Source organism: Rhodococcus sp. 06-1474-1B (assembly GCF_002258885.1).
In the GTDB taxonomy this organism is placed as follows: Bacteria; Actinomycetota; Actinomycetes; order Mycobacteriales; family Mycobacteriaceae; genus Rhodococcoides; species Rhodococcoides fascians.
Genome location: NZ_NOYR01000021.1, coordinates 426,214 through 438,150, shown reverse-complemented (window position 1 = coordinate 438,150; position 11,937 = coordinate 426,214). Strand labels below are relative to the sequence as shown.

10 protein-coding genes are annotated in these 11,937 nt (G+C 66.6%); 6 read left to right on the top strand and 4 right to left on the bottom strand.

What is annotated here, in order from left to right; genetic code table 11:
* Nucleotides 1-58: 58 nt before the first annotated feature.
* Nucleotides 59-2,176, top strand: coding sequence for a phosphate acetyltransferase (gene pta / locus CH266_RS09060; RefSeq protein ID WP_176457043.1), 2,118 nt, complete (start codon nt 59-61; stop codon nt 2,174-2,176).
* Nucleotides 2,173-3,363 carry an acetate kinase gene (locus CH266_RS09055; protein ID WP_094715119.1) on the top strand — a complete coding sequence of 397 codons (1,191 nt, stop codon included), beginning with the start codon at nt 2,173-2,175 and terminating at the stop codon, nt 3,361-3,363. Before pta ends, CH266_RS09055 begins: the two co-directional genes overlap by 4 nt.
* Here the strand turns inward: CH266_RS09055 and CH266_RS09050 are convergent.
* Genes CH266_RS09050 through CH266_RS09040 form a run of 3 tightly spaced genes read right to left on the bottom strand, consistent with a single transcriptional unit; the run spans nt 3,360 to nt 8,127 of the window.
* Entirely contained in the window at nt 3,360-5,843 is a 2,484-nt protein-coding gene (locus CH266_RS09050; protein ID WP_094715118.1) for a serine/threonine-protein kinase, read from the bottom strand. The two genes, CH266_RS09055 and CH266_RS09050, sit on opposite strands and share 4 nt — an antisense overlap.
* Before the next feature lie 11 nt (nt 5,844-5,854).
* Nucleotides 5,855-6,826 carry a glutamate ABC transporter substrate-binding protein gene (locus tag CH266_RS09045; protein WP_032391270.1) on the bottom strand — a complete coding sequence of 324 codons (972 nt, stop codon included), beginning with the start codon at nt 6,824-6,826 and terminating at the stop codon, nt 5,855-5,857.
* Nucleotides 6,823-8,127, bottom strand: a complete 1,305-nt coding sequence (locus tag CH266_RS09040) for a hypothetical protein (protein WP_032365121.1) — start codon at nt 8,125-8,127, stop codon at nt 6,823-6,825. Before CH266_RS09040 ends, CH266_RS09045 begins: the two co-directional genes overlap by 4 nt.
* An 85-nt stretch (nt 8,128-8,212) precedes the next feature.
* On the opposite strand from CH266_RS09040, the gene CH266_RS09035 reads away from it, so the two are divergent.
* A complete protein-coding gene (locus tag CH266_RS09035) occupies nt 8,213-9,049 on the top strand; it encodes an NUDIX hydrolase (RefSeq protein WP_027498489.1) in 837 nt (278 codons plus the stop codon).
* A gap of 2 nt (nt 9,050-9,051) precedes the next feature.
* Here the strand turns inward: CH266_RS09035 and thiE are convergent, their stop codons facing one another.
* Complete coding sequence (thiE, locus tag CH266_RS09030) at nt 9,052-9,744, bottom strand: thiamine phosphate synthase (protein ID WP_027498488.1); 693 nt, start codon at nt 9,742-9,744, stop codon at nt 9,052-9,054.
* A 158-nt stretch (nt 9,745-9,902) separates the two neighbouring features.
* On the opposite strand from thiE, the gene thiO reads away from it, so the two are divergent.
* Genes thiO through CH266_RS09015 form a run of 3 tightly spaced genes read left to right on the top strand, consistent with a single transcriptional unit; the run spans nt 9,903 to nt 11,912 of the window.
* The gene (gene thiO, locus CH266_RS09025) at nt 9,903-10,955 is read left to right on the top strand and encodes a glycine oxidase ThiO (protein WP_094715240.1); all 1,053 of its coding nucleotides are present in this window, start codon (nt 9,903-9,905) and stop codon (nt 10,953-10,955) included.
* Complete coding sequence (thiS, locus tag CH266_RS09020; RefSeq protein ID WP_027498486.1) at nt 10,952-11,167, top strand: sulfur carrier protein ThiS; 216 nt, start codon at nt 10,952-10,954, stop codon at nt 11,165-11,167. The genes thiO and thiS overlap by 4 nt, the downstream gene beginning before the upstream one ends.
* Nucleotides 11,160-11,912 (top strand): thiazole synthase, encoded by a 753-nt coding sequence (locus CH266_RS09015; protein WP_032374723.1) that lies wholly within the window; start codon nt 11,160-11,162, stop codon nt 11,910-11,912. The genes thiS and CH266_RS09015 overlap by 8 nt, the downstream gene beginning before the upstream one ends.
* Nucleotides 11,913-11,937 lie beyond the last annotated feature (25 nt).

Here is an 11,937-nt window from a genome sequence, read left to right as displayed (position 1 = left end):
CTCATGGGACAACCCGACTGTACTCGGTGTCAACACCCCAACCATTAAGCTGGCGGGCATGGCTGAGTCCACCGGCGCCGAGACGGCTGACATGTATCCCTCGAGTATTTATGTCGCGTCACCGGAAGGCGACTCCGGCAAGTCCACGATTGCGTTGGGTGTGCTGCAGATGCTCGCCGCGACGACGGCCCGGGTCGGTGTGTTTCGGCCTATCGCTCGTTCGACGGAGGAGCCGGATTACATTCTCGAATTGCTCGTCGAGCACACGACCGCCGATCTGAGTTACGAGCAGTCTCTCGGGGTCACTTACGAGCAGGTGCATTCCGATCAGGATGCGGCGCTGAGCGAGATCGTCAGTCGCTATCACGAGGTGGCTGCGCAGTGCGACGCCGTGGTGATCGTGGGTAGCGATTACACCGACGTCGGCAGCCCCAGTGAACTGGGGTTCAACGCGCGCATCGCGGTCAATCTCGGTGCCCCCGTGCTCCTCGCGCTGCGTGGCTCCGATCGAACCCCCGACGAGATCGCTCAGTTGGCGGCGCTGTGCCAGGCCGAACTGCGGCAGCACCACGCCCATCTCGCCGCGATCGTGGCGAACCGGTGCGATCCGGATCAGTTGGACGCCGTCACCGACGCATTGGCGTCGGTCGACGTTCCTGCGTGGAGCCTTCCGGAGATCCCGTTGCTCGTCGCTCCGACCATGGCGGAGTTGCTCGACGCGGTGGACGGCACGCTCTACAGCGGCGACTCGTCGTTGCTGCAGCGAGAAGCGATGCGGGTCATGGTCGGTGGCATGACAGCCGAGCACATCCTCGAACGCCTCACCGAAGGCGTCGTCGTCATCGCGCCTGCGGACCGATCGGACGTACTGCTCGCACTGGTCAATGCCCATGAGGCCGAGGGCTTTCCGTCGCTGGCCGGCATCATCATGAACGGCGGCATCGAGCCCCATCCGGCCATCGCACGTCTGGTGGCGGGACTCGGCCCCCGGCTGCCGATCCTCACCACCGATCTCGGCACCTTCGACACCGCCTCTGCCGCGGCGCAGACCCGAGGCCGTGTCGCGGTGGGATCGCAGCGCAAGGTCGACACGGCACTGGGGTTGATGGAACAGCGAGTGGACGCGAAAACCCTTCTGGGACGGCTCGATATCGCCATCCCGACCATCACGACGCCGCAGATGTTCGAATACCAGCTCATTCATCGAGCGCGTGCCGATCGCAAGCACATCGTGCTCCCCGAGGGCGGCGACGACCGAATTCTGCGGGCCGCCGGAAGGCTGCTGCAACGCCAGGTCGCTGACCTCACGATCCTCGGCGAAGAAGGCCCGATTCGACGTCGTGCATCGGAACTGGGAGTCGATCTGGACTCGGCGACTATCCTCGACCCCAAGAACTGCGACTACGCCGAGGAATTCGCGCAGGAGTACACCGAACTGCGCAAGCACAAGGGGATGACGATCGAGCGTGCCCGCGAGATCATGGCCGACATCTCGTACTTCGGAACGATGATGGTGCACAAGGGAATCGCCGACGGCATGGTCTCGGGCGCCGCGCACACCACCGCGCACACCATCAAGCCATCGTTCGAGATCATCAAGACCACCGAGGGAGTGTCGACGGTGTCGTCGATCTTCCTGATGTGCCTGTCCGATCGCGTACTCGCCTACGGTGACTGCGCCGTCGTACCGGACCCGACAGCCGAGCAACTCGCCGACATCGCCGTGTCCTCGGCGCAGACAGCGGCCCAGTTCGGCATCGAACCGCGGGTGGCGATGCTGTCCTACTCCACCGGCGAATCCGGCTCGGGAGCCGACGTCGACAAGGTGCGGCAAGCGACGGCGATCGTGCGCGAACGTAACCCGGAACTGTTGGTGGAGGGCCCCATTCAGTACGACGCGGCCATCGAACCGTCGGTCGCGAAATCGAAGCTGCCGGATTCCGACGTGGCAGGCCGCGCAACGGTGTTCATCTTCCCCGACCTCAACACCGGCAACAACACCTACAAGGCCGTTCAGCGCAGCGCCGGTGCCGTCGCTGTCGGGCCGGTACTGCAGGGCCTGCGCAAGCCCGTCAACGACCTCTCGCGTGGGGCACTGGTCGAGGACATCGTCAACACCGTCGCCATCACCGCCATTCAGGCGCAGGGTATCTCCCAGCAGGAGGCACAGGCGTGAGCATCCTCGTCGTCAACTCGGGTTCGTCCTCGGTCAAATTCCAACTGGTCGATCCCGATTCGGGTGAATCGCTGGCCAGTGGTCTCGTCGAGCGCATCGGTGAATCCGACGGGCGCGTCGAACTGGACTACCGCGGCGAGAGCACCGAGCGAATCCAGCACATCGAGGACCACGGGGACGGGTTGGCTCTCGCGTTCGAGATGCTTGCCGACGCCGGCATCGAACTGGGGTCCGACGTCACCGCCGTCGGGCATCGCGTCGTGCACGGTGGCACGGTGTTCTATCGCCCCACGATCATCGACGACGCTGTCGTTCAGCGGATCTCGGATCTGAGCAGTCTTGCGCCGCTGCACAATCCGCCCAACGTCCTCGGTATCGAGGTGGCGCGGAAGCAACTGCCGAACGTGCCGCACGTTGGCGTGTTCGATACGGCGTTCTTCCATTCTCTGCCCGACGCTGCTGCGACGTACGCGATCGACGCCGCCGTCGCAGCCGAACACGACATCAGGCGCTACGGCTTTCACGGCACCTCGCACCGCTACGTGTCCGAGCAGGTTGCGCAGTTCCTGGAACGCGATCTCGGGGATCTCAAGCAGATCGTGCTGCATCTGGGCAACGGTGCGTCGGCATCGGCGGTCGACGGGGGCCGGGCGGTCGATACGTCGATGGGTCTGACCCCACTCGAAGGACTGGTGATGGGCACCCGCAGTGGGGATATCGACCCTGGCGTGATCATGCATCTGCGTCGTAGCGCTGGGATGAGTGTCGACGACATCGACACTCTCCTCAACCGCCGGTCGGGTCTGATCGGACTGTCCGGGGTCAACGACTTCCGGGAACTGCAGCAACGCATCGACGACGGCGACGCGTCGGCCCGGTTGGCCTACGACGTGTACATCCACCGGCTGCGTAAGTATATCGGCGCGTACATGATCGGGCTCGGGCGGCTCGACGTCATCACGTTCACCGCGGGAGTCGGCGAGAACGCTGCTGCCGTGCGCGCCGACGCGCTGGCGAACCTGGAACACTTCGGCATCCGGATCGACTCCGAACGTAATGCCGTGCGCAGCAAGCAGGCTCGCGTGATCTCCGCCGACTCCTCAGCCGTCACGGTGCTGGTGGTGCCGACGAACGAGGAGCTGGCGATCGCCCGGGCGACGGACGATCTGGTTCGTGACGGCGACTAGAACAGTGAACGGGGCCGGATAGCGTTCGCCAGGTCCACCAGTGAGAAGCGATGCGCGCGATCGGTGGCGTTGCGGGCCAACGCCCGCAGCCCCTTCTCGGTGCCACGCCGCAATCCGTCCTCGGTGAACGGGACGCTGAGAATCGGCTCCCGTTCGGCCGTGGCGGCGTGGCCGGAGACGATCCAGTCCAAGGCCATCGCGAGCACCAGCGTCCGCATCTGCAGTGCTCGGCTCTCCGCCTTGGGGAGCAGCGCCACTCGCCGTGCGGCAGAGCGGAAATCGGCCTCGGACAGCTCGGCGCGCGAGCGATCCATCAGCAAGGTCAGCACACTGGTCATCCGTGCCATCGAGTAGTGCCGCGAGCTGATCGGCACCTGGTCCAGTGCCGCGATGGCACCGGTCTGATCACCGCGGCGCTGCAGCTGCCGGGCCAGACCGAACGCCGAGCTGACGATGCCCCTGTTGGTGCGCCACACAGCGCGGTACAGGCCTTCGGCTCTGGCCCGCCATTTCTCGGCGTCCTCGTCGTTGCCGAGCGCGACATGCCCCAACAATTCCGACGTGGCACCGAGCGCGAGTTTGGGCGCGAGCTCGCCGGGCATCGCTCCGAGCACGTTGTCGAAACTCGTGAAAGCAGAATCGTATTCGTGGTGCAGCAAGGCGATCAATCCGGCGTACCACTGCACCCGCCACGGATCGGCGGCATGATCCTCGGATTGCACCTTCGACAGGATGTCGGTGGCCTCCACGACGTGCCCCAGATCGAGGTGCGCCTTGACCTCGGCGAGGGTGATCTCCAGGCTCGCTCCCGCGGGCGCGGAACCGGTGGCACCTGACGTACCGGCCGACACCCGCTCGATGCCGTTCCGCTTGGCATGCTGGAGCGAGTCCAGAGTCTGCTGAGCTTCGACGTGCACGGCGGCAGCCAGCAGGGGAGCGCTCGGATCGTTGGGATCTACCAGGGGAACCGGCAGTGCGGCAACCACTTCGGCTGCCGTCATGCGCTCGTGGCGTACTTTGCCGTCGACGTAGGTATCGGTACGACCCACCGACTGCTCCGTACCGAACGTCGTACGCGGCGGGCTGAACACCGCGGACAGGCCGGGCCGCTCGACGCCCGTCCGGATCGCCAGGATCTCGCGCAGTACGCCGGTCGCCTGCCCCGCGAACTCGTCCGCGGACCGGAACCGCCGCGTCGGGTCTGCGTTGGTGGCTCGAAGCAGCAGGCGATGCAGCGACGGGAACTGCTGCAGCACTTCCGATTCTGCGACGGAGGGCAGGCCGTCGAGGTACTTGCCGTTCTTCGACGGCATGTCCAGCGTCAGCACCGCGAGGGTGCGGCCGACGGTGTAGATGTCCGACGCCACCGTCGGCCCGGTCTTCACGATCTCCGGTGCCTGGTACCCCACCGTGCCGTACAGGTAGCCGTAATCCTCGATGCCGGCGACCGCGCCGAGGTCGATCAACTTGATCTGGTCCTCGGAGACCATGATGTTCTCGGGCTTGAGATCGTTGTAGACCAGCCCGATCGAATGCAGATAACCCAGTGCCGGAAGCACTTCGAGAACGTAGGCGAGCGCCTGCTCGACCGGCATGCGGGCGTCGTCGCCGCACGCGGTCAGGATGTCGCGCAGCGAACGACCACCCACGTACTCCATGACGATGAAGCCGACGGAAGTGCCGTCGCCGCGGGGTTGTTCGACGAAGTTGTAGATCTTGACGACGCCGGGATGCGCTACCTCGGCGAGGAATTGACGCTCCGCGACCGCGACCGCATGGGCTTCCTCGTCGCCGAAATGCAGTAGGCCTTTGAGTACTACCCAGCGGTCGCTGACGTTACGGTCGATGGCCAGGTAGATCCACCCCAGACCGCCGTGCGCGATGCAGCCCTGAACGTCGTACTGGCCCACCACTCGATCACCCGGCTCGAGCAGCGGAGTGAAATCGAAGGTGGTGCCGCAGTGCGGGCACACGCCCACCGAGATGTCGGGCTCTCCCGGTTCGCTGCGCCCCACTTTGGCGTTGCACTTCCAACAGAACCGTTTGTGCTGCGGCACCGTAGGATCCGACATCACCGCGGTCGCCGGATCGATCGGCTCCACCCGCGGAACCTCCACGAGGCCGCCGCCGAGGCGACGCCGAATGCCGGTACTGCGGGAGCGACCGGACCGAGATCGACCGGTCCTGGCTCGAGTGGACGCGCTCTGCGACATGCCGGATTTGGCCGCTGAGGATTTGGCAACCGCAGATTTCGAGTTGTCCTCACCTACCGGCGAATTCGGCCCCGGAGTCGGTGCGGTTCGATCGTCGATCGGCGACCGGGACACCGCCTGCGTGCGTTCGACGCCGTCGGTCGGCGTGGCTTCCGGTCGCGCTACCGCCTGCGTGCGTTCGACGCCGTCCGTCGATGTGAGCTGATCCCGTGACACCGCCTGCGTGCGTTGCGCGGGAGCGGTGGGTTGCTGTTCGTCCTCGTCCATGACGTGCGCCTCTAATCGCTGTACGACGCGGTGGGTGGACCGGGGGAGGGGCCGAGCACCGTCAGCCATTTGTTGTAGATGCGGTTCCAGGTGCCGTCGGACCTGATGCGTGCCAACGTTCCGTTGACGAAGCGCACGAGATCCTCGTTCTTCTTGTTGATGCCCACGCCGTACGGTTCCGGGCTCAGACTGTCGCCGACGATCTCGAGGTACGGGTCCTGTGCGGCAAGTCCGGCCAGGATGGCGTCGTCGGTGCTGATGGCGTCGACCTGTCGTTGTTGCAGTACCACCAGGCAATCCGACCACATCGGCACCGTCACCACGGTCGCGGCCGGCTGCACCCGCTGCAGGCGACGCAGCGACGTGGTGCCCTCCACCGCGCACACCCGCTTGCCCGCCAGATCCCCGACCCCACGGATACCCGAGCCCTGCACCACCAGAACTCGGTGCTGCGCTTGGAAGTACACGGTGGAGAACTGGACGTCCTTACGCCGGGCGCACGTGATCGTCATGGTTTTCACCACGATGTCCACCGTCGAGTCCTGCAGAGCTTCGAGGCGCTGTGCGGACGTCAGAATTCGGAAGTCCAACCGGTTCGGGTCTCCGAACAGGTCGCGTGAGATCTCCCGAGCGATGTCGACGTCGAACCCGACCAGTTGCCCGGTCATGGGGTCGCGAAAGCTGAAAAGGTTACTGCCCGTGTCGAGGCCGACGACGAGGCGACCCTTGGCGCGGAGTGCATCGATGGTCGGCTGCGGAGGCAGTGGCACGTCGGTGCCGGTCGGTAGCGGCCGCAGACTGGCCGTGGGGCGGGCGCACTCGTCGTCCGCCGGTGTTTCGGTGGGCCGAGCTGCGACGGCGGCACCGTCGGGCAGAGGGGGTTCGGTGAACGTCGTATCGGTCTGTGCCGCAATCCTTTCCGGCGGCGAGCACCCGACGAGCAGGGCAGTCGCGACGAGGCCGGCAGCGAGCAGACGTTTCACAGGTACTCACGCAGCCTCGGGAACAGGCCGACTCCGAACGCCACCGAGGCCACCACCGTGAGCACGTACGCGCCGTTGGACAAGCCCGACAGGACCCAGACCGATCGATCGATATTGGAGCGCAGTTCGCTTCGGGCACTGTCGATCCCGTCGACCAGCACACTGTCGAGAGCATTGAACGCGGCCGCCGAATCCGAATCACCCGATCCGGTCGCTATCGACACCGCACCGTTGAAGTCGCCCACCTCGAGCGCCGAATCGATGCGCGCATGCGAGGCCGACCAGTTGTTCAGGGCCTCGGTCACCTCGGGGTCGCCCTCGAACATGTCCGCGAGCCGAGAGACGTTGCCGGCGAACGACTGTCCGTAATCCTGACTGCCACCGCGGCGGGCCAGGTCGAGTGTCTCGTCCGCCCTGGCCTGCTGGGCCAGAATGAAACCCGTCGTGTAGGACTTCAGCGGCGCCACCCCGCGGTCGATCGCGCGGTCGGTGGCGATCGACGAGATCAACCCCACCACCAACATCCACCCGAGCAAGCCGGCCAGAGCGGCCGTGGCACCGAGAAAACCGACATTCAGTGTGCGACGCGTCGTCCGGGACAGGTACCACTGAGCGAGACCGGTCATCAGCAACAGGAACACCACCGACCCGATCGCGAAGTACGGGGGACTGGTGAACCTCTCCTGATCGGCCGAGACGCGGGAGGCCTGCTCGGTGTACAACTTCTCGGCCAGCGGCAACAGGCTGGACTGCATCATCGTCGACGCCTCGCCGAGATATGCCGCACCCACCGGGTTCCCGCTGCGATTGTTCGCTCGCGCTGTCTCGACCAGCCCGCTGTACACCGGCAACCCGGTAGCGATCTGCGTCAGCACCGCGCTGGTGGCCTCGTCCTTGTCGGTGACCCCGGCAGACGCGGCGATCAATTCCGACGACGCCTCACCCAATGCCTGCGAGTACCGGTCACGTACTTCGGGTTGCTCGAGCCCACCGGCGATGAAGGCCGACGCGGCCGCCGCGTCGGCCACCGACAGGGCACCGTAGAGATTCTGAGCCGAGTTGGCGAACGGCTCGGTGCGCACCAGCAGTGTCCCGAGAGTGTCGACTCGATCGGTCACCGCCGTGGACGCGAGATTTCCGACGGTCAGCGCCAAGACGACCAGCGCGGTACCCATCGCGACCAACCGCGCAGGCGTCGAACGCATCGTGTATCGAACCGGTGGCTTGCCTGCAGCGGCACCGACGTGGGGTGCCGTTGTCGGGGGGACGGCAGCAGAGGGAGTAATGCCGGCCGCGATCACGCATCGAGCATATAAGCAGGCGGACCGCACTGCAGCCACTACAGCACAGTCACTACGACGAGGCGGTTCACCTAGGGTGGGGAGCATGCGCGGTGACGGGGACGGTTGGGTGATCGGTGAGAACGGTTCTCGGCACTGGGGCAAGCACGGTGCCGCCGGTCTGCTGCTCCGTGCGCCCTCCGATGCGGGCGAACCGATGGTGTTGCTGCAGCACCGCGCGTTGTGGAGTCATCAGGGCGGAACGTGGGCCCTGCCGGGCGGGGCTCGCGATTCGCACGAGAGCACCGAGCACGCGGCGGTCCGCGAGGCGCACGAGGAAGCCGGTATCTCGGCCGAACAGTTGAGCGTGCGCAGCGAGCGTGTCACCGCCGCAGTCCCGAGCGGTTGGTCGTACACCACGGTCATCGCCGACACCGATCACCCGCTGGCCACCGTCCCGAACGGCGAGAGCACGGAACTGCGGTGGGTGCCGGAGTCCATCGTCGGCGAGCTGCCACTGCATCCGGGTTTCGCGTCGAGCTGGCCGTCGCTGCGTACCGAGCCGCTGCGCGTGCTGCTCGACACCGCCAACGTCCTCGGCTCCCGGCCCGACGGCTGGTGGAAGGACCGCGCCGGCTCGACCGGCGCACTGTTGACGTCGCTGGCCGCGACACTGCCGCGCACGGTGGAACTACCCAGCGGCCAGTACGGCTGGCTCACCCGCATCGAGGCCGTGCTCGAGGGGCAAGCGCGCGACGCCGTTGTCGACGATCCGCGCATCCCGGTGATCCTCGCGGACGGCACCGGCGACGACACCCTCACCGATCAGGCCCACCGATCGACAGACCTGACCGCACTGGTCACCGCCGACCGCGGACTCCAGAATCGACTGCCCGGCGCGGTGCACGTGCTCTCGCCGTCTGCCGTGCTCGCCTGGCTGTGACGTCAGTTCTGTAGAGCTTGTACCAGCGCGCGTGCGGCTGCCTGCGGATCGCGTGCTTCGGTGATCGCCCGAACGACCACGATGCGCTCGGCTCCCGCCGCTCGAACCTGATCCACATTGGTCGCGTCGACGCCGCCGATGGCGAACCACGGCCGCTCCGGCAACGCATCCGCGGTAGCCCGCAGAGTTTCCAGGCCGGCGGCCGAGCGGTTGGGCTTGGTGGGCGTCGGCCACACCGGCCCGACGGCGAAGTAGTCGACGCCGTCCTCGATCGCGGCGAGCGAGGACTGCGCGCGGTTCTGCGTCGAGCGTCCGATCACCACATCCGGCCCGAGGATCTGGCGCGCGTAGTGCACGGGCAGGTCGCCCTGGCCCAGATGCAGGACATCGGCACCGGACGCCAGCGCCAGATCCGCGCGGTCGTTGACGGCCAGCAAGGCGCCGTGGCGCTTGGTGGCCGCGAGCAGAATCGCCAGCGCAGCGAGCTCGTCCTTGGCCTCGAGCGGCCCGAACTGGCGCTCACCGGCGGAGTTCTTGTCGCGCAGCTGGATGATGTCGACGCCACCGGACAACGCGGCCTCGGCGAACTGCGCGAGATCGCCCTTGTCGCGTCGGGCATCGGTACACAGGTAGAGGCGAGCGGACGCAAGACGCTCGCGAGGAGTCTGGTTGCGGACGGTCTGAGTTGGGTGCACGAAACGAACTGTATTCTCATGGCAGCCGCGACCGACGACGGAGTGGCCGACATATCGCGGGAGTCCCGGGGATCGTGGGGCTGAGAGTGGGTTCGCCGCCCTTACCGTCAATACCTGAACCCGATCATGCGGGCGCAGGGAGTGAGGACGTGAATCGCGTGCATATCGTCGTTATCGGCGGAGGCGTCATCGGGCTGTCGACGGCACTACGACTGGCGGAGGACGGCCATCGGGTGGTGGTGCACGATCCTGCGCTGGGTCGAGGCGCGTCGTGGGTCGCCGGGGGCATGCTGGCCCCGCTGTCCGAGGGGTGGCCCGGTGAACACGAACTCCTACGGCTCGGTGCCGCGTCGCTCGGGCGGTGGCCGGACTTCGCCGGACGCCTCCCCGGCCCGTCGGTGTTCTCGGCCACCGGATCGATGACCGTCGCCCTCGACTCCGCCGACGCCACCGACCTGCGCACGATCGCCGAATGGGTGGGCGAGCAGGGACACGAGCTCGAGATTCTCGGCCGCGCGCAGGTGCGTGAACTCGAACCTGCATTGGCGCAGAACATTCGGCTCGCGTTGTTGGCACCGACCGAGCTGTCCGTCGACAATCGGGCCCTGGTTACCGCGCTCGAGCAGGGATGTCTCGACGCCGGAGTGGAGTTCGTGGCAACCTCGGTCGACGCAATTCCCGACGCCGATCAGGTGGTCCTGGCCGCCGGTTCTCGCTGCGCCGCACTGTGGCCGACACTGCCCGTCCGGCCGGTGAAAGGCGAGATCCTGCGGCTGCGTCGCCGACCCAGCGCCGCACCGCCACCGCACCGCACCATCCGCGGAACCGTGCACGGCCGACCCGTGTACCTGGTGCCACGCGGTGACGGATTGGTCGTCGGCGCAACACAATACGAATCCGGTGAGGACACCCAGGTCACCGTGGCGGGGGTACGAGACCTGATCGCCGACGCCGAACGGCTCATGCCGAGCATCGGCGAGTACGAACTGTACGAAACCGCTGCAGGATTACGACCGATGAGCCCCGACGGACTGCCGTTGATCGGCAGACTCGCCGACGACGTGATCGTCGCTACCGGGCACGGCCGCAACGGCATTCTGCTCGCGCCGATCACCGCCGACGCCGTCGCCGCTCTGGTATCGGGCGATACGCTGCCCGAGGCCAAAGCCGCCACACCCGAACGCTTCTCACAGATCGAAAGGACACTATGACCCAGGTTGCCATCGGGATCACCGTCAACGGCGAGGATCACCTGCTCACCGAGGACATGACCATGCGTCGGCTGCTCGAATTCCTCGGCCTGCCCGAAAAAGGGATTGCCGTCGCCGTCGACGGTGCCGTGCTGCCCAAGAGTCGATGGGACACCACCGACGTCCAAAAGGGTTGGACCATCGACGTTCTCACGGCGGTTCAGGGTGGCTAGCGCACTCACCATCGCCGATCGCACCTTCACGTCCCGGCTCATCACCGGCACCGGGGGAGCGGCCAACCTCGCCGTCCTCGAGGAAGCCCTCGTCGCGTCGGGAACCGAACTGACCACCGTCGCGATGCGCCGCGTCGACGCCGCGGGTGGAACGGGAGTGCTCGATCTGCTGCGGCGGTTGAACATCGCCCCGCTGCCGAACACCGCGGGTTGTCGAGGATCGGCCGAGGCCGTGCTCACCGCGCAGCTGGGCCGCGAGGCGCTCGAGACCGACTGGGTGAAACTCGAAGTGATCGCCGACGAGCGAACCCTGCTGCCCGACGCCATCGAATTGGTCAAGGCTGCAGAGCAACTCGTCGACGACGGCTTCCAGGTGCTGCCGTACACCACCGACGACCCGGTGCTGGCCAAGCGTCTCGAAGACATCGGCTGCGTTGCCGTCATGCCGCTCGGCTCACCCATCGGCACCGGCCTCGGCATCGCCAACCCGCACAACATCGAGATGATCGTCGAGGCCGCAGGGGTGCCGGTGATCCTCGACGCGGGCATCGGCACCGCCAGTGACGCCACCCTCGCGATGGAACTCGGCTGCGACGCAGTGCTGCTCGCCACCGCGGTGACCCGCGCGAAGGACCCGGCGCTGATGGCGTCGGCGATGCGCCATGCAGTGGCCGCGGGTTACCAGGCCCGACATGCAGGCCGCATCCCGAAACGATTCTGGGCGCAGGCAAGCTCACCGATGTAGCGGCTGCGTCGGCGGCGCAGCCCTT

Bases quoted from the DNA above. Each gene is read 5' to 3' on its own strand.
- pta (WP_176457043.1), top strand. From the start codon at position 59: ATGGCTGAGTCCACCGGCGCCGAGACGGCTGACATGTATCCCTCGAGT.
- CH266_RS09050 (WP_094715118.1), bottom strand. From the start codon at position 5,843: ATGGACGAGGACGAACAGCAACCCACCGCTCCCGCGCAACGCACGCAG.
- CH266_RS09035 (WP_027498489.1), top strand. From the start codon at position 8,213: ATGCGCGGTGACGGGGACGGTTGGGTGATCGGTGAGAACGGTTCTCGG.
- thiS (WP_027498486.1), top strand. From the start codon at position 10,952: ATGACCCAGGTTGCCATCGGGATCACCGTCAACGGCGAGGATCACCTG.